Genomic DNA, 25,781 nt, shown 5'->3' on the forward strand with positions numbered 1-25,781 from the left:
CTGACAGGTAGAAAAAAGGGCCAGTAGATGGCCCTTTTCCAGGTCAACCCCCCAGGTACGCGTCGCGCACCTTCGGGTCGGTCAGCAGTGCTTCCCCAGTACCCTGCATCACCACCCGGCCGTTCTCCAGCACATACGCCCGGTCAGCGATCTTCAGCGCCTGGTTGGCGTTCTGCTCCACCAGGAACACCGTCACGCCATCACGGCGCAGCTGTTCGATGATGTCGAAGATCTGCTGGATGATGATTGGCGCCAGGCCCAGCGATGGCTCGTCGAGCAGCAGCAGCTTGGGCTTGCTCATCAGCGCCCGGCCAATGGCGAGCATCTGCTGCTCGCCACCGGACATGGTGCCGCCACGCTGGATATAACGCTCCTTCAGGCGCGGGAACAGCTGCAACACCTTGTCCAGCTGCTCCTGGTAATCGCCCTTGTCGGTGAAGAAACCACCCATTGCCAGGTTTTCCTCGACGGTCAGGCGGGAGAACACGCGGCGGCCTTCCGGTACCACCGCGATGCTCTTGCGCATGATGTGCGAAGACGGCTGGCCGACCAGCTCTTCACCCAGGTACTTGATGCTGCCGCTGTGCGCCTGCGGCGAGCCGCACAAGGTCATCAGCAAGGTCGACTTGCCGGCGCCGTTGGCGCCGATCAGGGTGACGATCTCACCCTGGTTGATCTCCACATTGACGCTGTGCAGCGCCTGGATCTTGCCGTAGAAAGTGGAAACGTTCTCGAACTTCAGCATTTACGCTTCCCCCAGGTAGGCTTTGATCACATCAGGGTTGTCGCGGATCTCTTCCGGTGTGCCGTGGGCCAGGGGTGTGCCCTGGTTGATCACCACGATATGGTCGGAAATGCTCATCACCAGCTTCATGTCGTGCTCGATCAGCAGCACGGTGACGTTGTGCGACTCACGCAGGTAGGCGATCAGCGCCTTGAGGTCTTCGGTTTCCTTCGGGTTCAGGCCCGCAGCCGGTTCGTCGAGCATGATGATGCGCGGTTGGGTCATCATGCAGCGGGCGATTTCCAGGCGGCGCTGCTGCCCGTAGGCGAGGGTGCCGGCGGTACGGTTGGCGAACTCGGTCAGGTTGACCTTCTCCAGCCAGTACTGCGCGCGCTCCATGGCCTCCTTCTCGCTGCGGCGGAAGCTTGGGGTCTTGAACAGGCCGGCGAAGAAGTTGGTGTTGAGGTGGCGGTGCTGGGCGATCAGCAGGTTTTCCAGCGCGGTCATTTCCTTGAACAGGCGCACGTTCTGGAATGTCCGCACCACGCCCTTGCGGGCGATCTGATGCCCGGCCAGGCCCTGGATCGGCTGGCCATCGAGCAGGATGGTGCCGCCGCTGGGCTTGTAGAAGCCGGTCAGGCAGTTGAACACGGTGGTCTTGCCGGCGCCGTTCGGGCCGATCAGTGCCACCACCTGTTTTTCCTTGACGGTCAGGCCCACGCCGTTGACCGCCAACAAGCCGCCGAAGCGCATGCTCAGGCCGCTGACTTGCAGAATTTCGCGGCTCATCGACGCAGCTCCATGTGTGGACGTTGCATAGGCAGCAGGCCTTGCGGACGCCAGATCATCATCAACACCATCAGCGCACCGAACATCAGCATCCGGTATTCGCTGAACTCACGCATCAGCTCGGGCAGCAGGATCATCACGATGGCCGCGAGGATCACGCCCAGTTGTGAGCCCATGCCGCCGAGCACGACGATGGCGAGGATGATCGCCGACTCGATGAAGGTGAACGACTCCGGCGTCACCAGGCCTTGGCGCGCAGCGAAGAAGCTGCCGGCGAAACCGGCGAAGCAGGCGCCCAGGGTGAATGCCGACAGCTTGATCACGGTCGGGTTCAGGCCCAGAGCACGGCAGGCGATCTCGTCTTCGCGCAGGGCTTCCCAGGCGCGGCCGATCGGCATGCGCAGCAGGCGGTTGATCACGAACAGCGCCAGCAGAGCCAGCAGCAGGGCCACCAGATAGAGGAAGATGACCTTGTTGATCGAGTTGTATTCCAGCCCGAAGAACTCATGGAACGTCTGCATGCCTTCGGCGGCACGGCGTTCGAAGGTCAGGCCGAAGAACTCCGGCTTGGGAATGTTGCTGATGCCGTTGGGGCCGCCGGTCCAGTCGGTGAGGTTACGCAGGAACAGGCGGATGATCTCGCCGAAGCCGAGGGTCACGATCGCCAGGTAGTCACCGCGCAGGCGCAGCACCGGGAAGCCGAGCAGGAAGCCGAAGGTAGCGGCCATGAGGCCGGCGATCGGCAGGCATACCCAGAAGCTCCAGCCCAGGTAGTGCGAGAGCATGGCGTAGCTGTAGGCACCGACGGCGTAGAAGCCGACGTAACCGAGGTCGAGCAGGCCTGCCAAACCGACCACGATGTTCAGGCCCAGGCCCAGCAACACGTAGATCAGGATCAGCGTGGCAATGTCGACCGCGCCGCGCGAGCCGAAGAACGGCCACACCAGTGCCGCGACGATCAGGCCCATGATCACGTAGCGCTGGGTTTTCGGCAGGGTCAGGTAGTTGCTGACCGCTGGCGGGATCAGCTTGCGATCCGAGCGGCGGCCCATTACCGAGCTCCACTGCTTGTCGAACAGCACGCGCAGGAACATCAACACCGAACACACGGCGATGATGCCGATGGTGAACGAGCCCTGGCTGTGCACCACCAGGCTGATGCCATCGATGCTCAGTTTCAGGCCCAGTACTGGGAAGGCCACGGCCCATACCAGCAAGGCGCTGAAGAGCGCCTGTTTGAGATTTCTGTTCATACTTTTTCAACCTCCGGGCGGCCCAGGATGCCGGTCGGCCGGAATAGCAGGACAAGAACCAACAAGCCGAATGCCACAACGTCCTTGTACTGGTCGCCGAAGATATCGGCACCGAACGCTTCGGCCACGCCCAGCACCAGCCCGCCGAGCATGGCGCCCGGAATGCTGCCGATGCCACCCAGCACCGCCGCGGTGAAGGCCTTCAGGCCCACCAGGAAACCGGCGTTGGGGTTGATCACCCCGTACTGCATGCTCAGCAGCACGGCCGCCACCGCCGCCAGGGCGGCACCGATGACGAAAGTGAGGGCGATGATGTTGTTGGTGTTGATGCCCAGCAGGTTGGCCATCTTGATGTCCTCGGCGCAGGCGCGGCAGGCGCGGCCCAGGCGGGAACGGGAGATGAACAGCGTGAGGCAGGTCATGGCCACCAGGGTGACCACGAACACCAGGATCTGCATGTAGCTGATCAGTACTTCCTCCGCGCCGCCTGGCCCGAACGAGAAGCTTCCGGGGATCAGGTTGGGGATGGACTTGTCCTTGGAATCTTGCGACAGCAGGACGGTGTTCTGCAGGAAGATCGACATGCCGATGGCGGAAATCAGCGGGATCAGGCGGTTGCTGTTGCGCAGGGGGCGGTAGGCAACCCGTTCGATGCTGTAGCCATAGGCACTGGTGACGAAGATCGTCGCGACAAAGGCGACGGTCATCAGGACAGGCAGCGAATGGATACCCATCATGGCCAGGCCCGCCAGGGCGATGAAGGCCACGTAGGAACCGATCATATACACCTCGCCGTGGGCGAAGTTGATCATGCCAATGATGCCGTACACCATCGTGTAGCCGATGGCGATCAAGGCATAGGTGCTGCCGATGGTCAATCCATTAACCAGTTGTTGGAAGAAATGGTAGATCTCAGGCATTACAGCGCTCCTAAAAACCTGATTTGCATTTCGCTGGCGGGGGTAGGCCAGGAAACCGCGGGTGACGGTTTTAAGATTTTCAGGTGAGCCCGCCCCCGGATCGCGGGGATCAGGCCCATGAACCTCGTAAAACAAAGCCCACTGCTCGCACAGTGGGCTTCTACGGTCAGCTATTAGTCACGCAGTTACTGAGGGGAGACTTCGGTCTTCGGCTTGCCGAAGTGCCATTCGTAGACCACGAACTTGAAGTCTTTCAGGTCGCCTTTGTCGTCGAACGACAGGTCACCGGTCGGGGTCTTGAAGGTACCTTTGTGGATGGCGGCTGCCACCTTGTCGGCATCTTCGGACTTGGCTTCCTTGATGCCCTGGGCGATCAGCTCGACAGCCGAGTAGGCCGGGAACACGAACGGGCCGCTTGGGTCCTTGCCGTCAGCCTTGATGGCGTCGACGATCTTCTTGTTCGCAGGGTCCGCATCGAACGACTTCGGCAGGGTCACCAGCAGGCCTTCGGAGGCGTTCTGGGCGATCTGCGAGATGGAGTCGTTGCCCACGCCTTCCGGGCCCATGAACTTGGCTTTCAGGCCCTTTTCCTGAGCCTGGCGCAGGATCAGGCCCAGCTCTGGGTGGTAGCCGCCGTAGTAGACGAAGTCGACGTTGTTCTGCTTGAGCTTCTGGATGATCGAGGAGAAGTCCTTGTCACCGGCGTTCAGGCCTTCGAACACGGCAACCTTGGTGCCTTTGCCTTCCAGGGTCTGCTTGACCGCGGTGGCGATGCCTTCACCGTACTGCTGCTTGTCGTGCAGAACGGCGACAACCTTCGGCTTGACGTGGTCGGCGATGTAGTTGCCGGCAGCCGGGCCCTGGGCGCTGTCCAGACCGATGGTGCGGAAGATCAGCTTGTAGCCACGTGCGGTGATTTCCGGGGAGGTCGCGGCCGGGGTGATCATGATCACGCCTTCGTCTTCGTAGATGTCGGACGCAGGCTGGGTAGAGCTGGAGCACAGGTGGCCAATGACGAACTTGACGCCGTCGTTGACCACTTTGTTGGCGACTGCCACGGCCTGTTTAGGATCGCAGGCGTCGTCGTATTCCTTGGCTTCGAGCATCTTGCCATCCACGCCGCCCGCGGCGTTGATATCCTTGATGGCTTGCTTTGCGCCGATGAACTGCATGTCGCCGTACTGGGTCACAGGGCCGGTCTTGGGGCCGGCAATCCCGATCTTGATGGTATCGGCGGCAAACGAATGGCTGGCTACCCCTGCCAGAACCATTGCGGCGAACAGCTTGGAAATCTTGATCATAGTGCTCCACTCATTCTGTTGTAATTCTTATAGTCCTGGCGGCCAGGGCTACAGACCGGGCGGGATTTGCGGCGTGGCCATGCCAACGCGCAAGCCCACCTTCCCCGGAACATGTCCCGGAACTGTACCGGTACAGTGTAGAGCGCTGTTCGAGCGCTTGAAAAGCGGTCGAAAAGTGCCTGCTTCCTGGGTTGTCGCATGGTCGACACAAAGATACAGAAAGGCGCCATCAAACTGCCTGCATCTGCGACCCCGCCCCACAAGTTCGGGATCAATCGACCAAATTACATATTTGAAACCGGGTTTTTCTGCAAAAATGCCGACCTTTTTTATTGGCCGATTTTTGCGGAAACCACCCATGACTGATCAAACAAGCACCCTCTATGCCAAATTGCTTGGCGAGACGGCAATCATCGAGTGGAAAGCGCTGGAGCGTTTCTGGGCCAAGGGTGACCTGATTTGGGTCGACCCGAGCCTCGACCTGATTGCCGTTGCCGAGGCGATGGCCGAGAATCGCAGCGAGATCTTCGCCAAGTGGCGTAGTGATGGCACTGTTGGTCCGGTAACCGCCGAGCAGGCCCTGGACCTGCAAAGCCGCGATCCAGAGATCTGGGCGGTGGTGGTTTCGCCGTTCATCGTGATTCAGGCAAAGCGCCCGACAGAGGCATGATCGCTTTTGGTGCGCGAAAATGTGCAGCAGCCCCGTTTTGGTGCTTGAAGGCGCTCAAGGCGGGTAGAGGGAAGTAACAATTCGGCGTGGCGGTAACAGTTTACGGGATGCGTAATGCCCCACCGTTCTGCCAGGCAACGCGAAACCTGTAGGAGCGGCCTTGTGTCGCGATGGGCTGCGCAGCAGCCCCGGCATTTTTTGCATCGATGCGGAGATCTGGGGCTGCTGCGCAGCCGATCGCGACACAAGGCCGCTCCTACAGGTTCCTGGCCCGCATGGGTAATGTTCGAACCAGTCAGGAGTCATTGATGAGCACTGCACTACCTTCGCTTGGATTCGCCGGCATCGGCCTGATGGGCCTGCCCATGTGTCGGCGCCTGCTGGCAGCGGGTTACCCGCTGACGGTATGGAACCGCAGCCCGGACAAGTGCACTGCACTGGTCGCGGCTGGCGCGCGCCTGGCCAGCAGCCCTGCCGAACTGTGCCGCGACAGCGACATGGTGCTGCTGTGCCTGGCCGACACGGCCGTGGTCCGCGAGGTGGTGTTCGGCGAGCAAGGCATTGCCCAGGGCGGACGCAGCGGCCAGTTACTGGTCGATTTCTCCAGCCTGGAGCCAACCGCCACTCGTGAAATGGCCGCTGAACTGGCAGCGCTGTGCGGCATGGCCTGGCTGGACGCGCCAGTGTCCGGGGGCACCCCCGGGGCCGAAGCCGGCACCCTGGCGATCATGGTCGGTGGCGAGGCAGCCGACCTGGCGCGTGCGCGCCCGGTACTGCAGGTACTTGGCCAGCGCGTGACGCATATGGGCGCGGTGGGCGCAGGCCAGGTGACCAAGGCCTGCAACCAGATGATCGTGGCCTGCAATGCTCTGGTAATCGCCGAAGTGGTTGCCTTGGCTGAACAGTCCGGTGTCGACGCGACGCTGATCGCCGAAGCGCTGGCGGGCGGTTTTGCCGACTCCAGACCGTTGCAGATCCTCGCTCCGCAAATGGCCGAGAGCCGCTTCGAGCCGATCAAGTGGCATGTGCGCACGCTGCTCAAGGACCTCGATGGCGCGGTCAAATTCTCCCGCGAGCAAGGCTCGGCGACGCCGCTCAGTGGCCTTGCCGCACAATTGATGCGCCTGCACGCAAGCCAGGGGTACCTGCAAAAGGATCCGGCGACCCTGGTTGAGCTGTATCGCAGCAAGGGCTGAATACGCCGCCCTTGTGCCGAACCCGCTCCAGTAGCGAGCGTAGTTCGGCAAGCGGCTCCGGGCGGCCCAGCAGGTAGCCCTGCAGGTAGTCGCAGCCGTGGGCTTGGAGAAACGCCAGCTGTTCGGCGGTTTCCACGCCCTCGCTGACCACCTGCAGATGCAGGGTATGCGCCATGACGATGATCGCCTGGACAATTTCGCGATCCTTCTGGCTGCCCGGCACATCCTGCAGGAAGCTGCGATCGACCTTAAGCACGTCCAGCGGCAGGCGCTTGAGGTAGGCCAGCGACGAGTAGCCGGTGCCGAAGTCATCGATCGACAGCGCCACGCCCAGGGCGCGTATGCGCGTGAGCAGGTTTACCGTGCGCTGGATGTCACCCATCAAGGCGTTCTCGGTCACTTCCAGTTCCAGCTGTCGGGGTGCGAGCCCGGCGTGGAACAGCGCCTTTTCCACTTCGTTGGGCAGTTCGTCGTGACTGAGGGTGACGGCCGAACAATTGACCGTGACCTTGAGGTTTCCATGACCGTGGCGCTGCAGATAGGCCAGGTCGGCGCAGGCGTGGCGCAGCACCCACAGATCGAGGTCGATGATCAGCCCGTTGGCCTCGGCGATGGCGACAAAACGATCGGGCCCGAGCAGGCCGTGTTGCGGGTGTTGCCAGCGCACCAGGGCCTCAAGTTTGGCCACTTGCCTGCTGCGCAGGTCGAAGATCGGCTGGTAGTGCACGCATAGCCCATGCTCCTCGAGCAGCGCCACCCGCAGTTCCTCTTCCAGTTGCAGAGCAATCGAGGCCTGGGTCTTCAGGCTGTCGTTGAAGAAGTTCAGGCTGTTGCGCCCGTTACCCTTGGACTGGTACAGGGCAAGGTCTGCATGCTTGAGCAGCTCTTCGGCGGTGGTGCCGTCGTCGGGGAAGATGCTGATGCCGATGCTGGTGGTCATGACCATGCGCCGGCCGCCCAGGTTTATGGGCTCTTTCATCCTCTGCATGATGCGCTGGGCCAGGTGGCGGGCTTCGTCGCGGTTTGTGAGGCTGGTGACCACGCAGAACTCGTCGCCGCCCAGGCGTGCGACCAGGTCGCGGTTTCGGGTGGCGGCCTTGATGTGTCCGGCGATCACTTTGAGCAGTTCGTCGCCGGCGTCGTGACCGAGGCTGTCGTTTATGCGCTTGAAATGGTCGATGTCGAGGAACATCACCGCCAGGTGGCTTTGCGTGGCCTGGTGCTCGGCCAGGCGTTCGGCGAACACCTGGTTGAAACCGCGGCGGTTGACCAGGTTGGTCAGGGCGTCGTAGTGCGCGGCCTGCTGCAGCGAAGCGCGGGCCTGGTCCAGTTGGCTGAGCAGCACGCTGACCCGGCGCAGGTCGTGCTCCTTGCTTTGCAGCTTCTTGTCGGCCAGTGCGGTACTGATGCTGGCAGCACTGATCAGCATGGTGATGAAGCCGATGCCCAGTGCCAGTTGCAGGCTGTTGTCGCCAGAGGGCAGGCGCAGGGCGGTGTCGGCCGGGATGACCAGGGTCATGGCCGACATCGCGGTAAAGTGAGTGGCAACGATACCACCAGCCATCAGCAGGCTGGCGCCGTACTTCATGGCCTGGTGCAAGGTACCGCTGCCCTGCCGGAAGTAGCGGGCCAGGTATAGCGCGGTCAGGCTGGTGAGCAGGGCAATGGTGGCAGAGGCCAGCAGCAGGCCGGTCTGGTAGTACTGGCGGGCACCGGTTTCCAGGGCGGCCATGCCTACGAAGTGCATCAGGATGATGCCCAGGCCGATCAGTACCGCACTTCGCAGGTAATGGATTGCGCGCATCTGGCTGCGGTCGAGGCTGTGCATGGCCAGCCAGGCGACGGCCAGTGCGATGAGCAGCGAAAGGATGGTCAGGGACGCGTCGTAGTGCACTTCCACTGGTGCCCGGAAGGCCAGCATGCTGATGAAATGCATGGCCCAGATGCCACCTGCCAGGCAGCAGGCACCGAGCATGTTCCATTGTCGGTGGGCGGTGGGGTCTTCGCTGTGGGATTGGCGCTCGGCCATGTCCAGCGTGGCGAAGCAGGCCGCACAGGCGACGAGGTAGGCAAGCAGAACCAGGAACGGTTCATGCCGGCAATCGATGACGATGCGCCCGGTTGCCGGCAGGTCGGCGAACAGTTGCAGCCCCAGCCATTCCATGGAATGCCTCATGATCGAGTTTTCACTCGTCTGCGCTAAACCCTGTGCAGACTGTCCAGAGGCAGTATAGGAAGAGGTGTTTAAGCCTTCCTGACTAATGGCACATTGATTCCTACGATTTGGTTATGAACCTGATCGCAGCCTGGAATATGTAAATGGGTTCTGAAAGTTGGTCTCCCCTGTGGGAGCGGCCTTGTGTCGCGAAAGGGCTGCAAAGCAGCCCCAGCAATTTCAACTGTTGCGCGTCAATTCTGGGGCCGCGTTGCGGCCCTTTCGCGACACAAGGCCGCTCCCACAAAGGCGGCGGTGTCTGACCTGTATTAGCCAGCCACCAGCACGCGAATGGCTTCCAGGCGCAAGGCGGCCTTTTCCAGCATCGCCAGGCCCTCTTCACGCTGCTTGCGCAGCGCTTCGATCTCGCTGTCGCGCACGCTCGGGTTGACCGCTTGCAGGGCGACCAGACGGGCCAGTTCTTCGTCGGCCTCCGCTTTAAGGCGGCGCTGGGCCTCGGCCACGCGCTCGACGTGGGCCGGCATGACCTTGGCCTCGCCGCTGCCGATGCGCTGGGCCAGCACATCACGCTGGGCCTGGACGAACTTGTTGGCGCTGGCGCGTGGCACGCTTTCCAGCTGGTCGTTGAGGGTTTCGAAGGCCACGCGGGACGCCAGGTCGTTGCCGTTGGCATCGAGCAGGCAGCGCAATGCCGCCGGTGGCAGGTAACGCCCCAGTTGCAGGCTGCGCGGTGCCACCACCTCGCTGACGAACAGCAGTTCAAGCAGCACGGTCCCGGGTTTGAGCGCCTTGTTCTTGATCAGCGCCACGGCGGTGTTGCCCATCGAGCCGGACAGCACCAGGTCCATGCCGCCTTGTACCATCGGGTGTTCCCAGGTGAGGAACTGCATGTCCTCGCGCGACAGCGCCTGGCCACGGTCGTAGGTGATGGTCACGCCTTCGTCGTCACCCAGCGGGAAGCTGGCGTCGAGCATCTTTTCGCTCGGCTTGAGGATCAGGGCGTTCTCGGAATGGTCTTCGCTGTCGATGCCGAAGGCGTCGAACAGGGTTTCCATGTAGATCGGCAGGGCGAACTGGTCGTCCTGTTCGAGAATGTCCTCGACCAGCGCCTGGCCTTCGCCGGCACCGCCGGAGTTGAGCTCCAGCAGACGGTCACGGCCGGTATGCAGTTCGGCTTCCAGGCGTTCGCGTTCGCTGCGGGCGTCGGCCACCAGGGCTTCCCAGGCCTTGCTTTCGCCACCTTCAAGCAGTGGCAGCAGGCGCGGGCCGAACTGATGTTGCAGGGCGTTGCCGGTAGGGCAGGTGTTGAGGAAGGCGTTGAGGCCTTCGTGGTACCACTGGAACAGGCGCTCTTGCGGGCTGTCCTGCAGGTACGGGATATGCAGCTGGATGGTGTGCTTCTGGCCGATACGGTCGAGGCGGCCGATGCGCTGTTCGAGCAGGTCGGGGTGCGCTGGCAGGTCGAACATCACCAGATGGTGGGCAAACTGGAAGTTGCGGCCTTCACTGCCGATCTCGGAGCAGATCAGCACCTGCGCGCCGAACTCTTCGTCAGCGAAGTAGGCGGCGGCGCGGTCGCGTTCGAGGATGCTCATGCCCTCATGGAACACCGAGGCCGGGATGCCGGAGCGCACGCGCAGGGCGTCCTCCAGGTCCATCGCGGTTTCGGCATGGGCGCAGATCACCAGCACCTTGGTACGCTTGAGCATCTTCAGGGTGTCGATCAGCCAGTCGACGCGCGGGTCGAAACGCCACCAGCGCTCGTCATCGGCCACCTCGCCCTGGGCCTGGAAGGCGACTTCCGGGTACAGCTCGGCATGTTCGCCGGCTGGCAGGTCGCGGTACTGCTCGGGCGTCGCCAGTGGGTAAGGGTGCAGCTGGCGCTCAGGGAAGCCCTGGATCGCCGCGCGGGTGTTACGGAATAGCACGCGGCCGGTGCCGTGACGGTCGAGCAGCTCACGGATCAGGCGCGCGCTGGCCTGGGTATCGCCGTCGCTGACCGCAGCCAGCAAGGCTTCGCCTTCGGCACCCAGGAAGCCCTGGATGGTGGCGTGGGCCTTGGGCGACAGGCGGCCTTCGTCGAGCAGTTCCTGTACGGCTTCAGCCACCGGGCGATAGTGCTCGCTCTCGGCGCGGAAGGCGGCCAGGTCGTGGAAACGGTTGGGGTCGAGCAGGCGCAGGCGGGCGAAGTGACTGTCCTGGCCGAGCTGCTCGGGGGTGGCGGTGAGCAGCAGCACGCCCGGGATCACCTGGGCCAGCTGTTCGACCAGGCCGTATTCGGCGCTTACCTGGTCTTCGTGCCAGACAAGGTGGTGGGCTTCGTCCACCACCATCAGGTCCCAGCCAGCGGCGAACAGCGCGTCCTGGGCCTTTTCGTCTTCTACCAGCCACTCCAGGGCCACCAGCGCCAGCTGGGCATCCTCGAACGGGTTGCTGGCATCGCTTTCGATGAAACGCTCAGCGTCGAACAAGGCCACCTGCAGGTTGAAGCGGCGGCGCATTTCCACCAGCCACTGGTGCTGGAGGTTTTCCGGTACCAGGATCAGTACGCGGCTGGCGCGGCCAGACAGCAGCTGGCGGTGGATCACCAGGCCGGCTTCGATGGTTTTGCCCAGGCCTACTTCGTCGGCCAGCAAGACGCGCGGCGCGCTGCGGTCGGCGACTTCGCGGGCGATGTGCAACTGGTGGGCGATGGGTTGGGCACGGCAGCCGCCCAGGCCCCACAGCGCCGACTGCATCTGCTTGCTGGTGTGCTGCAGGGTGTTGTAGCGCAGGCTGAACCACGACAGCGGGTCGATCTGCCCGGCGAACAGGCGGTCGCTGGCCAGGCGGAACTGGATGAAGTTCGACAACTGGGTTTCTGGCAGGGTGCGCGGCTGGTTCTGCCCGTCCAGGCCGTGGTAGACCATCAGCCCGTCGATGTCCTCGACCTCGCGCACGGTCAACTTCCAGCCTTCGAAGTGGGTGATCTGGTCACCTGGCGAGAAGCGCACGCGGGTCAGCGGCGCATTGCGCAGGGAATACTGGCGGGTGTCGCCAGTGGCCGGGTAGAGCACGGTCAACAGGCGGCCATCCTGCGCCAGGATGGTACCCAGGCCGAGCTCGGCTTCGCTGTCGCTGATCCAGCGTTGCCCCGGTTGATACTGCTGCGCCATACTGCCTGAACTCCCGCGATGAAAAAGCCGGTTATGTTAACGGATCGGCCGGTCAGACCAAAGTGCCGAGCGCATCGAAAGGTGCCGAAGTGCGATAGGTAGCAACAGTCTAGCCGCTTCATCGTCCCCCACCGTGCTGCCGACGAGGGCTCCGGATCAACATGTCTGCCAAGCACCGCTGGATCAGCGCTTCGATGGCCGTGGGCAGCCTGTTGCTGCTGGCCGCCTGCGAGCAGAAAAACTTCGAGACCTTGCCCGCCATCCCGATCGAACAGCTCGAGGTGCTGGGCGTGCAGACGCCGATCAAGAGCGTGCACTTTCGTGACCGCGACGGTGAAGGCCTGCTGGTGTTGAGCCGCAGCGATGGCCAGGCCAGCGACCCGGAAAGCGAGCAGGAAGTTGACAAGGTGGTACTCAAGGCCACGCTGTACGGGCGCAAGGCCGAAAATGACGCTTTCAAGGCGCGCTGGCAGATCGAACAGGAAACCACCTGCCCGGGCCTGGACCTGGATGTGGACTTCTATAACGACGTCAGCGATGTCGGCGACCTGAACAAGGACGGCATCGCCGAGGTGACGGTTGCCAGCCACGCATTCTGTGGCGGTGGCATCGACCCGCACGACATCGCCATCGAGATGCGCGAAGGGCAGGCCAGCTACAGCATCACCGGCCAGTCGCTGATCACCCCGGCAGGTGAAGAGCCGATCGGCGGTGAGCGTGAGGACAGCGCCTCGCTAAAATCCGCGCCGCAGGTGCTGCGCGAGCACATGGACGCGGTCTGGCAGCAGGTGTACAAGCGGCCCTGGAGCGAGGCCAGCCCGCCAAGCGACGACAACCCTGACGACGAAGCCGAATAAGTGTTGTGCATGCCATCAAGGTAAACCCGCGCCTGCCGATACAGGGGGCATAGGAGAACGTCCATGCTGCCACCGATCATTCCGCTCAGTGCCGCCCCGGTGACCTCGCAACAGGACCCGGTCAAGCCGACACCCGACATCAAGCCGGTGGTGCCGACCCAGCCTGCATCCGGTGAAAGTGCCATCGACCTCAAGCAGCAGCGTGACCCGCAGGAGCAGGCGCTGCAGCTGCGCGACGAGCAGCGCCGCCAGCAGCAACGTCGGCAGAAGGGCGAGGACGAACGCTACAGTGCAATGCCGGGTGACGAGGTCAACGCCGACAATACCGTGCCGGTGGCGCCGTTGATGGGCGAGCATGTACGCCAGGGGCTGCTGGTGGACATCGAAGTCTGACATGGGGCTGGTCAGCGCCAGCGCCTGGCTTCATCATGCAAGTCTCAGTTGATCGTCGAGCCCACCCATGAGCCAAGACAACCTCATCGATTTCGATGCCGAACGCGCCAAGCGCGTCCACGACCTCAAGGAAAAGCGCCTGAACGAAATGCGCAATGCGTTCGAGCAGGCCCTGCCGTTGAACAGTGCCAAGAAAAAGAAGCCCAAGGGCAAGCCGAAGAAGCGCTGAAACTTGACGCAGGTCAACCCTGCACTCGCCTCGCGTGCCCGGCCCCGGGCACCATTGACACCGATCAATTTTCCCCGCCCCCACATTGGTTAACTTGCACCCATCGGACAACGGCAAACGAATGGGGAGGCCAGCATGTTCTTCGACAACGTGGTTATCGCCGGAGTGGTAACGGTCGGGTTGATGGTCGCATTCTTTGCCGGTCTGGGCATTTTCATCTGGAAGGACTCGAACAAGCGCAAACCGCGCTGACCTTCCGGGTACACGAGCACGCAAGGCATTTAGGGCGACTTCGGTCGCCCATTTTTTTGCCTGCAATTTTTGTGTTGCCTGTCCCGGCCCTTTCGCAGCACAAGGCTGCTCCTACACAGTATCTGTAGGAGCAGCCTTGTGCTGCGAAAGGGCCGGGACAGGACCATCTGCACCTCTTATAAAGATGATTAGCTAGCTAATTAATCGTTTCCGCTTTATCCTTCCCACCATTGTCTATCTTTCTACAAGACCATCCCCTCAAGGTCCGTCTCGTGCCCATCACCTTCCAGGCCCTGTTCGCTCCCAGCAGCCTCGCCCTCAAGTTCGCCATCAAGACCCTGCTCGGTGGCGGCCTGGCCCTGTGGTTGGCGATGCGTTGGGGCCTGGAACAACCGTCCTGGGCCCTGATGACCGCTTTCATCGTCGCCCAGCCGTTGTCAGGCATGGTGGTGCAGAAGGGCCTGGCGCGGCTGGCCGGCACCCTGGTCGGCACGTTTATGTCGGTGCTGTTCATCGGTCTGTTTGCCCAGACCCCCGGTCTGTTCCTGCTCACCTTGGCCCTGTGGCTGGCCCTGTGTACCGCCGCCTCCACACAGTTGCGCAGCGCCTGGGCCTATGCCTTCGTGTTGGCAGGCTACACGGCGGCGATCATTGCCCTGCCGGCCATCGATCACCCATTGCAGGTGTTCGACCAGGCCGTGGCGCGCTGCACCGAGATCTGCCTGGGTATCTTCTGTGCCACCGCCAGCAGCGCCTTGCTCTGGCCCATGCGGGTAGAGCAGCAACTGGGCGGGCAGGCCCGTCAGGCCTGGCAGAACGGCCTGCAGGCCGCCAGTGCCATGCTGGGCGGTGAAGACGAGGGGCGCAAAGGCCTGCTGGAGAGCCTGGGGCGTATCGTTGCCATCGACAGCCAACGCGAACACGCCTGGTTCGAAGGCAACCGCGGGCGCCAGCGCGCTCGTGCCATTCGCGGCCTGAGCCAGAAACTGATGGTGCTGCTGCGCATTTCCCGTTCGGTGCGCCGCCAGTGGCGGCAACTTGATGAGGGCGAGGCCGAACGCCTGGCGCCCTGGCTGGAGGAGGTGCGCGCACTGTTGGGCAAGCCCGATCAGCCGAGCCTTTTGCTTCTGCGCCAGCGTATCTGGGATGCTGCCCACGATGATCAGATCAGCCCGGCGGAGCACTTTTGCCTGGCACGCATGGCACTGCTGCTGGATTACGCCATGGCTGCCAGCCAGGCGCTGGAGGATGTGGAGGCGGGCAGGGCGCCCAAGGATGTGTCTCAGGGCCTGGCCGCGCACCGCGACTGGTCGCTGGCCTTGCTCTTCGGCTCACGCAGTGCGCTGGCCTTTCTGGTGATGAGTGGTTTCTGGCTGGCCACCGCCTGGCCTTCGGCACCGGGTGGCCTGGTGCTGACCTGTGTGGTCTGCAGCCTGTTCGCCAGCCGCGAGAATGGCGCGCAGATCGGCCTGAGCTTTTTACGAGGGATCCTCCTGGCAATACCGGCGGCGTTTCTGGTCGGGCAGATTCTGCTGCCGCAATGGAGCAGCTTCGCCATGCTCTGCCTGGGCATGGGGGTGCCGCTGTTTCTTGGTGCGCTGGGCATGGCTCACCCGCGGACCGGGGCCACGGCTACTTCTTATTGCCTGCATTTCATCGTGCTGGTGTCGCCGCTCAACGCCATGCAGTTCGGCGTGGCCACCATGCTCAACAGTGCCTTGGCCATGCTGGTGGGTGTGTCGGCGGCGGTGATGGCCTTCCGCTTGTTGGTGTTTCGCCACCCGGCCTGGCTGGGCCAGCGCCTGCGCGCGGCGACCCAGAATGACCTGGTGCGCCTTACCCGGCGCGACCTGCGCGGGGCCGACAGTTGGTTTGGCGGGCGCATGGCCGACCGCCTGATGCAACTGGCGCGGCATGCTGGCGACCTGCCCGAGAGCGAACGCAAGCGCTGGGACGACGGCCTGCACGGCCTGGATATCGGCGACGAACTGGTGCATTTGCGCATGTGCCTGGCGGTCGCCCAGGCCCCGTTGGGACGGGTCGAGCGCGAATACCTGCAGCAGGTAGAGGCAGTGCTGGCCAAAGGGCCGGCGCCAGGGCGTGGACAGAGCCTGGATGCCGCAAGCGAACAGTTCATTGGCGCCTTGCGCCGACTACCCTCCAGCGATCCGCTGCGGTTGGCCGAAGGGGCGGTGCTGCAACTGCAAAAAAGCTGGGGCAAGTGGTGCCGTTGGCAGGAGGAATCCCATGGGGTTGCGTGAGTGGGAATTGGGCGGCGTGCTGTTCAGCCCTTTCCTGGTTTATGTGTTGATGGCGCTGGTGCTTACCGGCGTGTTGCGTCTGGTGGTGCAGGCCACGCCGTTGGGGCGCTGGATCTGGCATGAAGCGCTGTTCGATGCGGCGTTGTTCGTTTGTGTGTTGTTCCTGGTAGTGCGACTGCTGGGAGCTTTATAAAGGAGTGTTTCGATGCGTGCGGCCGTACGTACCCTGGTCACCTTGTGTGTGGTGGCCCTTGCCGTCTTCGCCGGCTATCAGCTGTGGCAGTACTACATGCTCACCCCCTGGACCCGCGATGCCCGTGTGCGCGCCGATGTGGTGGTGATCGCCCCCGATGTGTCCGGCTGGGTGCGCGAGCTGAAGGCCCGTGACAATCAGCAGGTCAAGGCCGGCGACCTGCTGATGAGCATCGACCGCGAACGCTTCCAGGCGGCTTTCGACCAAGCCAGTGCGGTGACCGAAACCCGCAGCCAGCAACTGCGCCTGCGCGAGCGTGAAGCGGCCCGGCGTACCGCACTTGGGCCGGAGGCGATCAGTGCCGAATTGCGGGAAAACGCCCAGATCAATGCGGCCATCGCCCGCGGTGAGCTGCATGAGGCCGAGGCACAATTGCAGGTCGCCAAAATCAACCTGGCGCGCAGTGAAGTGCGGGCGCCGCGCAGCGGGCATATCACCAACCTGCGCCTGGCCGAGGGCAACTATGTGAATACCGGGGAGGCGGTGATGGCCCTGGTGGACGATTCAACCTTCTATATCCAGGCCTATTTCGAGGAAACCAAGCTGCCACGCATTCGTGTGGGGGATGCGGTGAAGGTCTGGCTGATGGGCGCGGGCGAACCGATGCAAGGGCATGTGGAAAGCATCAGCCGTGGTATCACCGACCGCAACAGCAACCCCGACAGCCAGTTGCTGCCGGAGGTCGAGCCGACCTTCAACTGGGTGCGATTGGCGCAGCGGATACCGGTAAGGATTCGCCTGGACCAGGTGCCGGAGGGGGTGACCCTGAGTGCGGGAATGACGGCCAGTGTGCAGGTGCATGAGGAGCAGAGTCGGCCGTGAGGGCCAAAGGGGCTGCTAAGCAGCCCCAGATCCTCGATTTCAGAGGAACATCCCGCCCGAAACCTCCAGCCGTTGCCCGTTGATCCAGCCGTTGCCATCTTCCAGCAACAGCGCAATCGCTGCCCCGATATCATCCGGCAAGCCCACCCGCCCCAGCGCCGTGTTGCCGGCAATGTATTCATTAACCTGTCGGTTATCCCGCACCACGCCGCCGCCAAAATCGGTCTCGATCGCCCCCGGCGCCAGAATGTTCACACGAATCCCACGTGCTCCCAGTTCCTTGGCCTGATAGCGGGTCAGCACCTCCATCGCCCCCTTCATCGCGGCATAGGCGGCATACCCCGGTAGCGCAAAGCGCGCCAGGCCAGTGGAAATGTTGACGATGCGGCCATTGTCGACCAGCAACGGCAGCAGGCGCTGGGTAAGGAAGAACGGACCTTTCAGCTGGATGTTCAGCAACTGGTCGAACTGTGCCTCGCTGGTTTCGGTGTATGGCACGTTCAATCCGATCCCGGCATTGTTCACCAGAAAGTCGAAGCGCTCGCGGCCAAAGTGTTGCTGCAGGGTTGCGCCGAGGCATTCGGCGAAGCCGGCAAAGCTGGCGCTGTCGCTGACGTCCAGTTGCAGCATGATAGCCTTGACCCCGGCCTGCTCCAGCCGGGCGGCGACGGCATGGGCTTCCTCCGCCTTGCTGTGGTAAGTGCCGATGACATCGATGCCGCGTGCGGCCAGGTGTTCTGCGGTGTTGCGGCCCAGGCCGCGGCTGGCGCCAGTGATCAGGGCAATCTTGCGGGTCATGGTGAAAACCTCATGGTGGGCTGATGAGCACAGGTTATTGGTCGGTGTGGTGCTGTTAAATCCAGCGAATATGGAAATACTGTTCGGTAAAACCGGATAGACGAGGGCTGAATTGAACAAGCTGGAGTTGTTGCGCACCTTTGTTCGGGTCTGCGAGGTCAGCAGTTTCACCCTGGCTGCCGAGAGCTTGGGGCTGCCCCGTTCGACTGTGTCGGAGCAGGTCAGGGCGCTCGAGCGTTTGCTGGGTACGCAGCTGTTCAACCGCACCACCCGCCGGGTACAGGCGACCCAGGATGGCGCCTTGCTGTACGAGCGCAGCAAGGACCTGCTGTCGGGCATGGACGAAATCGAGGGCTTGTTCCGCGCCGACGATGCCGAGCTGGCCGGGCGCCTGCGCGTCGATCTGCCGACAATGATGGCCCGGCGGGTCATCATCCCGGCGTTGCCGCAGTTTCTGCAGCGCTTCCCGCGCCTGGAGGTGGAGCTCAGTTGTACCGACCGCCAGGTCGACCTGCTGCGTGAAGGCTTCGATTGCGTGATGCGCATTGGTGCCCTGCATGACCTGGATGTGGTGGCGCGCCCGGTCGGTCAACTGAGCATGCGCAACTGTGCCAGCCCTGCCTACCTTGCACGCTACGGCGTGCCGCGCACGCTGCAGGACCTGGCCGAGCATCACTTGGTGCATTACGTGCGCACCCTGGGGGGGCGTAGTGCCGGTTTCGAATTTCTGCAGGACGGTGAACTGCATTTCCAGGCCATGGCTGGCGTGGTCACAGTGAACAATGCCGAGGCCTACTCGGCGGCCTGCCTGGCCGGGCTGGGGCTGATCCAGGTGCCGGCGGTGGGCGTGGCCGAGCACCTGCAGCGCGGTGAGCTGGTTTCGGTACTGGAAGGCTGGCAGGCGCCGGCCATGCCCGTATCACTGCTTTATGCCCGGCAACGGCACGTGCCACGCCGGGTGCAGGCCTTCATGCAATGGTTGGGCGAGGTGCTGCATTCACAGGTTGACGGTGGTCGCTGATCGATGAAAACCGTGGCGCCTGTGTGATGGCTTGCGTTAGGCTGCCAGTCACGAGTTGCCCGGCAGAGGCAACCCTTTCCCGCCTGGCGTGCGTATCTTCCGATTTCATTGCGAGGTTACGTCATGGCCATCACTTCACAGGACATCTGCAACGCTGCCGACCAGCTCAAGGGCTTTGTCGGTTTTCATGGCAAGCGCGGCGTGCATATCGTGCGTTTTTCCGAAGACTCTTTCGGCATGGACGTGGCCGATGCCAGCATCACGCCCTGCAGCGAGTTTGTCTGGCGGCCCGAGCAAGGGCAGCGCATGGCTCTTTGCCGCGAACGGCTGGCGCTGTTGCTGGAGCAGCATGTGGATGACCGTTTGAACATCGGTGAACCGCTGCGCACCTACCTGCGCCGGCGCGACCTGCCGGAAATCGTGGCTGAGCGCAGCTTGCGGCAGCTGTGCTGAAAATCCCTGTAGGAGCGGGCTGCGCAAGCTTTCAAACTTACGCTACAGGTAGGGCGCCGAGCGTTGGGATGCCTGCTGCAACAACGCCTCGAGCCCCGCACTGTTCAGAGGCCTGCTCAGGTAATAGCCTTGCACTTCATGGCAACGGTCCTTCTGCAGTGCCCTGAGCTGCTGCTCGCTTTCCACTCCTTCGGCCGTCACCGTCAGCCCCATCGCTTCGCCCAGGTTGATGATGGCCTGGACCACGGCGCGGTCGCTGCCAGCGGTGTTGTTCAGCCCGCCGATAAAGCGTTTGTCGATCTTGATGCTGTCGAACGGGTAGGTGCGCAAGTAGCCCAGCGACGAGTAGCCGGTGCCGAAGTCGTCCATGTTCAGGCGAACGCCGAGCTCCTTGAGCGACAGCATTGTGCCCAGTGCGCCTTCGATGTCATTGAGCATCACGTTCTCGGTAATTTCCAGCTCCAGGCGCTGTGCGGGGAAAGCGGTTTCCAGCAGGATCTCGCGTACATCCGCCACCACATCGCTGCGCTGGAACTGCGCAGGTGACAGGTTCACAGACACCAGAACATCGGCGGGCCAGTCATGGGCAGTGCGGCAGGCTTCGCGCAACACCCAGCGGCCCAGCGCGACAATGATGTCACTCTGTTCGGCCAAGGGGATGAAGGTGTCCGGCCCCAGCAACCCTTCCTGCGGATGCTGCCAGCGCAGCAAGGCCTCGACTGCGACGATGCGCAGGTCGCTGAGGCGGTAGCGCGGCTGGTAGTGCAGCTCGAATTCCTGGTTGCGCAGGGCTCGCCGCATGTCGTTCTCCAGTTGGCGGCGGTACTGGATCTGCTGGTTCATTTCGGCAGCGAAATAGCGCCAGGTGCTCTTGCCGTCGGCCTTGGCCTGGTACAGGGCGATATCGGCGCAGCGGATCAGCTCGCCGGCATCGAAGCCCTGGGTACGGGTCTGGGCGACTCCGATGCTGGCGCCAACATGGAGGGTCTGGCTATCGAAGGCGATCGGCTGCTGCAGCAGGCTGATAAGGCGCGCACAGAAACGGTCGATCTCGCTGCGGTTGTCCATGCCGCTAAGCACCAGGAGGAACTCGTCGCCGCCTAAACGCGCGACCAGGTCGCCGTCGCGGGTAGTGTCGCGCAGGCGGTTCGCTACCTCCTGCAGCACCGCGTCACCGGCGGCATGGCCGAGAGAGTCGTTGATCGGCTTGAAGTTGTCCAGGTCCAGCAGCAGCAAGGTCAGTGGTGGCGAGTCGCTCCCACGTAACAGCGCCTGTTCCAGGTGGCGGGCTAGCTTGTTGCGGTTGGCCAGGCCGGTCAGCGGGTCGTGCAGCGACAGGTGCTGGATGCGTGCATGGGCATCGACTTCGTCGGTGATGTCACTGGCGGTGCCACGGAAACCGACGGGCTTGTCGTCGTACCAGATGGCGCGGGCCGAAATCCGGCAGTAGCGGTTCTGACCATTCTGGTCGCGGTAGGTGCAGCGCAGGTTGGCCAGTTGTTGCGGGTCGGCCGCGGCCAGGGCATCCAGCCACGGCGAGAGCGGCGTGGTATCGCAGGCCAGTAACTGATTGAGCGGGTGGCCGAGCCAGTCGTCCACCGGGTAACCGGTAACGTTGACAAAACGTTGTGACAGATAGGTGAGGCGTTGCTGCCGATCAGTTTCCCAGATCCAGTCGGATGCCGACTCGGCCACCGCGCGAAAACGCTGCTCGCTGGCCTCCAGGGCCTGGTTGCTCTGCTGCAGATCGGCGAGCGTGAGGTCGATCGCGCGCGAACTGCGCAAGGCATGACGGAACAGGTAGAGCATGACCAGGCCAAGTATCAGCAAGGCTCCCGACAGCGGGGGCAACACAGCACGCAGCAACTGGTGCCCTGGCAGCGGGCTGCTCCAGGACAGATGGTAGCCGGTATCGCCGAGGTCGATGCGCAGGTGGCCGTGCTCGCCCACATCATCTTTCTCCACGTGCATGCCGGTCAGGCCGGCACCGCTGCTCAGTTGCGCCAGCTTGTCCTCGGTGAGCTGGTCGACAAACAGCATTACCGGTGCCTGGCGGACCTCGCTCTCGGTGACATCCCGGTCCGGGCGCACCGCCGCGGCACTGAGCACTGCCGGCCAGCCGTTGAACAGGACGAAACGGGTGATCTGTTCACGTGGGATGGCCGCCGCCCGGGCCTGGTCGATGATTGGCTGCAGCGCTGCATCGATATAGGTATTGGCAGCCGCCTGGGTAGGCTGGCCTCTGAACAAGGCGTAGGTGGTGCGTGCGTCCTCCACCACGAACACTCCCTCATAGCCGCTGGCGCTGTACAGCGACTCGCCCACGTTCTTTTCTTCGTAGGCCCATTTCCAGTCGGCCTGCCCCGCCAGGTGTTCGAAGGCAGCATCCCATACGGCGTAGCTGGACAGGAATTGGCGCGATGCGAGCAACCGTTGCTCCAGCGCCTTGGATGCCTGCGAGGCGCTGCGCTGGCGCTCCTGATGGTCAAGAGTACCCGCGATATTGAACAGGGCGCCGACGATGACCAGGCAAGCCAGGCCGAAAACTGCGCTGAAGCCGGCAATCAAGCGACGCACCTGGAAGCGCGGGGTGGGGCTGGCGGGTGGAGGGTTGGCGGTCCTGGCCATGCGCGAGCGGCTCCTTCAGGCAGCCTCCCGCCAGTTAGTCAGGAAGGAGGTTCAATCAGGATAGGCCAGCCTGAGCGTTGCAGCGTCGCTGCGGGCAAAATTGACCTGGTCGCGCCCGGCATGCTTGGCGGTATACAGCGCCTTGTCCGCCTGTTCGAGCCAGTGCTCGGGTGACTCCAGGTCGGCCTCGAATGCCGAAAGGCCGATGCTCAGGCTGATGCGCAGGTGCGGCAACTGCGGGTTGCGGTAGCTGGCGACCCGCTCGCGCAGGCGCTCCATGGCCAGGCACGCTTCGGCTTCGCTGGTATCCGGCAAGATTACGCAGAATTCGTCACCGCCGTAGCGCCCGGCCTGGTCGCCTTCGCGTAGGTTGTGCCGCAGCTCGGCGCCGAGTTGGCGCAGCACACAGTCGCCGACAACGTGACCGAACGTGTCGTTGATGGTCTTGAAGTGGTCGATGTCGATCAGGGCAATCACCGCGTGCCCCTTTTGCTGCTGGCAGGCCTGGAACTTCAGCAGCAGCAGGTCTTTCCAGGCACCGTGGTTGAGCAGGCCGGTCAGGCTGTCGGTGAGGCTCAGGGTGCTCAGTCGGCGCTTGTGGTCGGCCAGCTTGATCGCCAGCTGGTAGCAGACCCAGCCTAGCGCCAGTGGATAGAGCGTCAGCATCGGCAGGCAGGCATAGACCTGCAGGGGTGTGGCATTCAGTTGCAGGCCGGGGCCCAGCAACAATGTGGCGATGAGCATGCCGGCCAACTGGGCCAGCATCCCGCGAACGACCATGCGTTTGCCGCCGGCGGCGACGTTGTTCATGGTCATCATCGAAAGCACGGTCACACTGGGCAATGGATTGAAATGCATGGCGGCGGTCCAGAACCCACCCATCAGGGAGTCCAGAACCAGGTTGCGCTGTTCTGCCTGGTAGGGCGTGGCCGAACGGGCTGCCCACAGGTAGGCCACATGTGGCCACAACAGGCCGTTGAACAGCACCAGCAGCCATGCCCAGATGGGCGGTGACAGCGGCGCCATGGCGGCCATGACACTGAACAGGCCGATTCCCAGGCCGATGACCCGCGGCAGGTAGATGCGTTTGGCGAATGAAAGTCCTTTGCCGCTGCGTTTATCCATCTTGATCATCGTTCTTCTGCTGAAGCACCGTTTATCGCATAACTCGCATGAATATTGTTGAACAGTGTTTCATCGACGAAAAATGACCTTACAAGCCAATTCATGGTTGATCCGATCACTGTGGGGTAGCATGAAGGCTTTCCTGTTGCTCGGAGTGTTGCTGATGGTCCCTTTGGCCAACCCCGCCGGCGAGCCGGCGCCACAGCGGGAAGGGCGTTTTCACAACCAGGCGTCGTTGCCACAGGATGGCGTATTGAAGAAGCTGCGCATCGGGCTCAAATACCTGTTCCTGCGCAAACCGCCGGAAACCCGGCCGGCCACACCGGTCAGCCTCCAGCCCATGACCCGCCAGCAGGTGCTCGATGCGCCCGATCGCAGCCTGTGGCGCCTGGGCCATTCCACAGTATTGCTCAAGCTGCGTGGGCGCTTCTTTATTACCGACCCGGTATTCGCCGAGCGCGCCTCGCCAGTGCAGTGGGCCGGCCCGCTGCGTTTCCATGCGCCACCCTTGGCACTGGACCAATTGCCGCCATTGGCTGCGGTGGTACTGTCCCACGATCACTTCGATCATCTGGACGAACAGGCGATTCGCCAACTTGCACCGCGAACAAGTGTGTTCCTGGCCCCGCTGGGCGTAGGCAACCTGCTGATTACCTGGGGCGTGGCACCGGCGAAGGTGCGGCAGCTGGACTGGTGGCAGGAAAGCGAGGTCGAGGGCGTACGCTTTGTCGCCACCCCGGCTCAGCACTTTTCCGGGCGTGGGCTGCTGGACAGCAACCGGACCTTGTGGGCGTCGTGGGTGATCGTCGACGAGGATGTGCGGGTATTCTTCAGTGGCGATACCGGCTACTTCGATGGGTTCAAGCAGATTGGCGAGCGCTTCGGGCCGTTCGACCTGACCTTGATCGAGACCGGGGCCTACAACGTCGCCTGGCCCGATGTGCACATGCAGCCGGAGCAGAGTCTGCAGGCACATCTGGATTTACGCGGGCGTTGGCTGTTACCGATTCACAACGGCACTTTCGACCTGTCCATCCATGGTTGGCAGGAGCCGTTCGAACGCATCCTGGCGCTGGCCAACCAGGCACAGGTGCGCCTGAGCACCCCGCAGATGGGGGAGCGGGTCAGCCTTGACTCTCCGCACGCCGGGCAGAACTGGTGGCAGCCACGGCCTGTGCGTCAGCGCGGCCAGGCGAACGAGCGCGTTGTAGCGGCACGCTGAGGTTCATTTGTTGCCGTTGTTGCGGCGCGGGGAGGGTGGCTGGTCCTCTTTCAGTAGCCGTGAGGGCGGTTTGCCGCTGTCGCTGCGCACCTGTGCATGGCTGATCAATCCGAAGATGAAACTGCCGCCGATGATGTTGCCCGCCAGTGTCGGCAGGGCGAACTCCAGCCAGAAACTGCTCCAGGTTTCATCGCCGGCCCAGACCAGATAGGACACCTCGACCGAGCCGACCACTATATGGGTGAAGTCGCCCAGGGCCATCAGATAGGTGATCATCAGGATGATCCAGATCTTGGCATGTTCCATCGACGGGATCATCCATACCATGGTGGCGATCATCCACCCCGATACGATGCCTTTGGCGAACATCTGGCTGACATCGTTTTTCATGACCTTGCGGCCAACCTCCAGGAAGGCCACGTCGGTCTTGCTGTCGAAGATCGGCAGCTCCAGCATTACCCAGGCCACCAGCAAGGTGCCGGCGAGGTTGCCAAGCAGTACCACGCTCCAAAGGCGCAGCAGGCGCCCGAAGTTGGCCAGGGTGGGGGCAGTCATTACCGGCAACACGGCGGTCAGGGTGTTTTCGGTGAACAACTGCTGACGCGCCAGTATCACTGCAAGGAAGCCTGCGCTATAGCCGATGCTGGCGATAACCTGGGCACTGTCCCCCTCCGGCAGGCGTGCGTAGAACAGCCCCATGGCCATGAGCGACAGCCCCATGGACAAGCCTGCGGCCAGTGCCGACCACCACAGTGCGGCGAGTGTTCGTTCCAGTTCCTGATCGCCCTGGTAACGAATGATCTCGTGCAGTACTGCCGCGCGGGGCGGTTGGTTAAGGCTGACTTCCTGCTCCTCGTCCGCCGACAGGCCCGGGGTTTTCTCGCTTTGCGCATCGCTCATGGCCGCTACGCTCCGTTGGGTGGTGTTTCTCTACAGATTCGCGGCGCTTTCATTAGTTGCCGACGAAGGTAAAACGCTGGCAGAAAGTTTTTTCAGATCAAGGTGTTGACTCTGATCTCAAAGCGCGTATTATTCGCCTCCTCGCAGCGTTGAACGCTTCGAGGCAAGCGGTAAGTTGTTGAAGTTGAAAGGTTTCGAAAGAAATCGATTGTAAAAAACTTCAAAATAAACGCTTGACAGCAAATGAGGAAAGCGTAGAATGCGCGCCTCGGTTGAGACGAAAGGCTCTTAACCAAACGCTCTTTAACAAATCGAATCAAGCAATTCGTGTGGGTGCTTGTGAGTACGGACTGATAGTCACAAAGATTATCAGCATCACAAGT

General features: G+C 62.7%; 23 protein-coding genes. 12 read left to right on the forward strand and 11 right to left on the reverse strand.

Going from position 1 to position 25,781, the window contains the following annotated elements; translation table 11 throughout:
* Positions 1 to 43: 43 nt before the first annotated feature.
* From CAG18_RS14475 to CAG18_RS14495, 5 genes are all read right to left on the reverse strand, one after another.
* Positions 44 to 745 carry an ABC transporter ATP-binding protein gene (locus CAG18_RS14475; RefSeq protein ID WP_013973921.1) on the reverse strand — a complete coding sequence of 234 codons (702 nt, stop codon included), beginning with the start codon at positions 743 to 745 and terminating at the stop codon, positions 44 to 46.
* Entirely contained in the window at positions 746 to 1,513 is a 768-nt protein-coding gene (livG, locus tag CAG18_RS14480) for a high-affinity branched-chain amino acid ABC transporter ATP-binding protein LivG (protein ID WP_013973920.1), read from the reverse strand. It abuts the gene before it with no gap.
* Positions 1,510 to 2,766, reverse strand: a complete 1,257-nt coding sequence (locus tag CAG18_RS14485) for a high-affinity branched-chain amino acid ABC transporter permease LivM (protein ID WP_085721080.1) — start codon at positions 2,764 to 2,766, stop codon at positions 1,510 to 1,512. Before CAG18_RS14485 ends, livG begins: the two co-directional genes overlap by 4 nt.
* Positions 2,763 to 3,686, reverse strand: coding sequence for a high-affinity branched-chain amino acid ABC transporter permease LivH (gene livH / locus CAG18_RS14490; protein WP_013973918.1), 924 nt, complete (start codon positions 3,684 to 3,686; stop codon positions 2,763 to 2,765). The genes CAG18_RS14485 and livH overlap by 4 nt, the downstream gene beginning before the upstream one ends.
* A gap of 185 nt (positions 3,687 to 3,871) precedes the next feature.
* A complete protein-coding gene (locus tag CAG18_RS14495) occupies positions 3,872 to 4,987 on the reverse strand; it encodes a branched-chain amino acid ABC transporter substrate-binding protein (protein WP_024087643.1) in 1,116 nt (371 codons plus the stop codon).
* 358 nt (positions 4,988 to 5,345) lie between these two features.
* Here CAG18_RS14495 and CAG18_RS14505 point away from each other — a divergent pair, with 358 nt between their 5' ends.
* Positions 5,346 to 5,657, forward strand: coding sequence for a DUF2288 domain-containing protein (locus CAG18_RS14505; RefSeq protein WP_003258939.1), 312 nt, complete (start codon positions 5,346 to 5,348; stop codon positions 5,655 to 5,657).
* Positions 5,658 to 5,965: 308 nt separating this feature from the next.
* Positions 5,966 to 6,853: an NAD(P)-dependent oxidoreductase gene (locus CAG18_RS14510; RefSeq protein ID WP_015271527.1), complete on the forward strand. Its 888-nt coding sequence runs from the start codon at positions 5,966 to 5,968 to the stop codon at positions 6,851 to 6,853.
* On the opposite strand, the gene CAG18_RS14515 is transcribed toward CAG18_RS14510, so the two are convergent.
* Positions 6,753 to 9,017: a bifunctional diguanylate cyclase/phosphodiesterase gene (locus CAG18_RS14515; protein WP_054573718.1), complete on the reverse strand. Its 2,265-nt coding sequence runs from the start codon at positions 9,015 to 9,017 to the stop codon at positions 6,753 to 6,755. The genes CAG18_RS14510 and CAG18_RS14515 overlap by 101 nt on opposite strands.
* A 320-nt stretch (positions 9,018 to 9,337) precedes the next feature.
* Entirely contained in the window at positions 9,338 to 12,184 is a 2,847-nt protein-coding gene (rapA, locus tag CAG18_RS14520; RefSeq protein ID WP_041505639.1) for an RNA polymerase-associated protein RapA, read from the reverse strand.
* A 161-nt stretch (positions 12,185 to 12,345) separates the two neighbouring features.
* On the opposite strand from rapA, the gene CAG18_RS14525 reads away from it, so the two are divergent.
* The 7 genes from CAG18_RS14525 to CAG18_RS14545 all read left to right on the forward strand — a co-directional run bounded on the left by CAG18_RS14525 (position 12,346) and on the right by CAG18_RS14545 (position 17,251).
* Positions 12,346 to 13,041, forward strand: coding sequence for a M949_RS01915 family surface polysaccharide biosynthesis protein (locus tag CAG18_RS14525; RefSeq protein WP_047595771.1), 696 nt, complete (start codon positions 12,346 to 12,348; stop codon positions 13,039 to 13,041).
* Positions 13,042 to 13,104: 63 nt separating this feature from the next.
* Entirely contained in the window at positions 13,105 to 13,434 is a 330-nt protein-coding gene (locus CAG18_RS14530) for an aspartate-semialdehyde dehydrogenase (protein ID WP_085721081.1), read from the forward strand.
* Between the two features lie 67 nt (positions 13,435 to 13,501).
* Positions 13,502 to 13,663 (forward strand): hypothetical protein, encoded by a 162-nt coding sequence (locus CAG18_RS27090; RefSeq protein ID WP_003258944.1) that lies wholly within the window; start codon positions 13,502 to 13,504, stop codon positions 13,661 to 13,663.
* Positions 13,664 to 13,798: 135 nt separating this feature from the next.
* Complete coding sequence (gene ccoM, locus CAG18_RS27410; protein ID WP_003254862.1) at positions 13,799 to 13,915, forward strand: cytochrome c oxidase subunit CcoM; 117 nt, start codon at positions 13,799 to 13,801, stop codon at positions 13,913 to 13,915.
* Between the two features lie 272 nt (positions 13,916 to 14,187).
* Entirely contained in the window at positions 14,188 to 16,176 is a 1,989-nt protein-coding gene (locus CAG18_RS14535) for an FUSC family protein (protein ID WP_085721082.1), read from the forward strand.
* Positions 16,163 to 16,369 carry a DUF1656 domain-containing protein gene (locus CAG18_RS14540; protein ID WP_013973910.1) on the forward strand — a complete coding sequence of 69 codons (207 nt, stop codon included), beginning with the start codon at positions 16,163 to 16,165 and terminating at the stop codon, positions 16,367 to 16,369. Before CAG18_RS14535 ends, CAG18_RS14540 begins: the two co-directional genes overlap by 14 nt.
* Before the next feature lie 12 nt (positions 16,370 to 16,381).
* Positions 16,382 to 17,251 carry an HlyD family secretion protein gene (locus tag CAG18_RS14545; RefSeq protein WP_015271522.1) on the forward strand — a complete coding sequence of 290 codons (870 nt, stop codon included), beginning with the start codon at positions 16,382 to 16,384 and terminating at the stop codon, positions 17,249 to 17,251.
* Between the two features lie 39 nt (positions 17,252 to 17,290).
* Here the strand turns inward: CAG18_RS14545 and CAG18_RS14550 are convergent, their stop codons facing one another.
* Complete coding sequence (locus CAG18_RS14550) at positions 17,291 to 18,049, reverse strand: SDR family NAD(P)-dependent oxidoreductase (RefSeq protein WP_013973908.1); 759 nt, start codon at positions 18,047 to 18,049, stop codon at positions 17,291 to 17,293.
* Between the two features lie 112 nt (positions 18,050 to 18,161).
* On the opposite strand from CAG18_RS14550, the gene CAG18_RS14555 reads away from it, so the two are divergent.
* Together CAG18_RS14555 and CAG18_RS14560 are read left to right on the forward strand one after the other, a co-directional pair.
* Positions 18,162 to 19,070: a LysR family transcriptional regulator gene (locus CAG18_RS14555; RefSeq protein ID WP_015271520.1), complete on the forward strand. Its 909-nt coding sequence runs from the start codon at positions 18,162 to 18,164 to the stop codon at positions 19,068 to 19,070.
* A gap of 123 nt (positions 19,071 to 19,193) precedes the next feature.
* Complete coding sequence (locus CAG18_RS14560; RefSeq protein ID WP_015271519.1) at positions 19,194 to 19,523, forward strand: DUF2025 family protein; 330 nt, start codon at positions 19,194 to 19,196, stop codon at positions 19,521 to 19,523.
* Between the two features lie 42 nt (positions 19,524 to 19,565).
* Here CAG18_RS14560 and CAG18_RS14565 read toward each other — a convergent pair whose 3' ends face one another.
* Together CAG18_RS14565 and CAG18_RS14570 are read right to left on the reverse strand one after the other, a co-directional pair.
* Positions 19,566 to 22,151, reverse strand: coding sequence for an EAL domain-containing protein (locus CAG18_RS14565; protein ID WP_085721083.1), 2,586 nt, complete (start codon positions 22,149 to 22,151; stop codon positions 19,566 to 19,568).
* A gap of 51 nt (positions 22,152 to 22,202) precedes the next feature.
* The gene (locus CAG18_RS14570; protein WP_043936262.1) at positions 22,203 to 23,276 is read right to left on the reverse strand and encodes a diguanylate cyclase; all 1,074 of its coding nucleotides are present in this window, start codon (positions 23,274 to 23,276) and stop codon (positions 22,203 to 22,205) included.
* 130 nt (positions 23,277 to 23,406) lie between these two features.
* Here CAG18_RS14570 and CAG18_RS14575 point away from each other — a divergent pair, with 130 nt between their 5' ends.
* On the forward strand, positions 23,407 to 24,498 hold the full coding sequence (locus CAG18_RS14575) for an MBL fold metallo-hydrolase (protein WP_085721084.1): 1,092 nt from the start codon (positions 23,407 to 23,409) through the stop codon (positions 24,496 to 24,498).
* Between the two features lie 3 nt (positions 24,499 to 24,501).
* On the opposite strand, the gene CAG18_RS14580 is transcribed toward CAG18_RS14575, so the two are convergent.
* Positions 24,502 to 25,398 (reverse strand): formate/nitrite transporter family protein, encoded by an 897-nt coding sequence (locus CAG18_RS14580; protein WP_085721085.1) that lies wholly within the window; start codon positions 25,396 to 25,398, stop codon positions 24,502 to 24,504.
* Positions 25,399 to 25,781 lie beyond the last annotated feature (383 nt).

Origin of the sequence: Pseudomonas sp. B22(2017) (assembly GCF_002113105.1) — a bacterium.
In the GTDB taxonomy this organism is placed as follows: domain Bacteria; phylum Pseudomonadota; class Gammaproteobacteria; order Pseudomonadales; family Pseudomonadaceae; genus Aquipseudomonas; species Aquipseudomonas asiatica.

Bases quoted from the DNA above. Each gene is read 5' to 3' on its own strand.
- CAG18_RS14475 (WP_013973921.1), bottom strand. From the start codon at position 745: ATGCTGAAGTTCGAGAACGTTTCCACTTTCTACGGCAAGATCCAGGCG.
- livG (WP_013973920.1), bottom strand. From the start codon at position 1,513: ATGAGCCGCGAAATTCTGCAAGTCAGCGGCCTGAGCATGCGCTTCGGC.
- CAG18_RS14485 (WP_085721080.1), bottom strand. From the start codon at position 2,766: ATGAACAGAAATCTCAAACAGGCGCTCTTCAGCGCCTTGCTGGTATGG.
- livH (WP_013973918.1), bottom strand. From the start codon at position 3,686: ATGCCTGAGATCTACCATTTCTTCCAACAACTGGTTAATGGATTGACC.
- CAG18_RS14495 (WP_024087643.1), bottom strand. From the start codon at position 4,987: ATGATCAAGATTTCCAAGCTGTTCGCCGCAATGGTTCTGGCAGGGGTA.
- CAG18_RS14505 (WP_003258939.1), top strand. From the start codon at position 5,346: ATGACTGATCAAACAAGCACCCTCTATGCCAAATTGCTTGGCGAGACG.
- CAG18_RS14510 (WP_015271527.1), top strand. From the start codon at position 5,966: ATGAGCACTGCACTACCTTCGCTTGGATTCGCCGGCATCGGCCTGATG.
- CAG18_RS14515 (WP_054573718.1), bottom strand. From the start codon at position 9,017: ATGGAATGGCTGGGGCTGCAACTGTTCGCCGACCTGCCGGCAACCGGG.
- rapA (WP_041505639.1), bottom strand. From the start codon at position 12,184: ATGGCGCAGCAGTATCAACCGGGGCAACGCTGGATCAGCGACAGCGAA.
- CAG18_RS14525 (WP_047595771.1), top strand. From the start codon at position 12,346: ATGTCTGCCAAGCACCGCTGGATCAGCGCTTCGATGGCCGTGGGCAGC.
- CAG18_RS14530 (WP_085721081.1), top strand. From the start codon at position 13,105: ATGCTGCCACCGATCATTCCGCTCAGTGCCGCCCCGGTGACCTCGCAA.
- CAG18_RS27090 (WP_003258944.1), top strand. From the start codon at position 13,502: ATGAGCCAAGACAACCTCATCGATTTCGATGCCGAACGCGCCAAGCGC.
- ccoM (WP_003254862.1), top strand. From the start codon at position 13,799: ATGTTCTTCGACAACGTGGTTATCGCCGGAGTGGTAACGGTCGGGTTG.
- CAG18_RS14540 (WP_013973910.1), top strand. From the start codon at position 16,163: ATGGGGTTGCGTGAGTGGGAATTGGGCGGCGTGCTGTTCAGCCCTTTC.
- CAG18_RS14545 (WP_015271522.1), top strand. From the start codon at position 16,382: ATGCGTGCGGCCGTACGTACCCTGGTCACCTTGTGTGTGGTGGCCCTT.
- CAG18_RS14550 (WP_013973908.1), bottom strand. From the start codon at position 18,049: ATGACCCGCAAGATTGCCCTGATCACTGGCGCCAGCCGCGGCCTGGGC.
- CAG18_RS14560 (WP_015271519.1), top strand. From the start codon at position 19,194: ATGGCCATCACTTCACAGGACATCTGCAACGCTGCCGACCAGCTCAAG.
- CAG18_RS14565 (WP_085721083.1), bottom strand. From the start codon at position 22,151: ATGGCCAGGACCGCCAACCCTCCACCCGCCAGCCCCACCCCGCGCTTC.
- CAG18_RS14570 (WP_043936262.1), bottom strand. From the start codon at position 23,276: ATGGATAAACGCAGCGGCAAAGGACTTTCATTCGCCAAACGCATCTAC.
- CAG18_RS14575 (WP_085721084.1), top strand. From the start codon at position 23,407: ATGAAGGCTTTCCTGTTGCTCGGAGTGTTGCTGATGGTCCCTTTGGCC.
- CAG18_RS14580 (WP_085721085.1), bottom strand. From the start codon at position 25,398: ATGAGCGATGCGCAAAGCGAGAAAACCCCGGGCCTGTCGGCGGACGAG.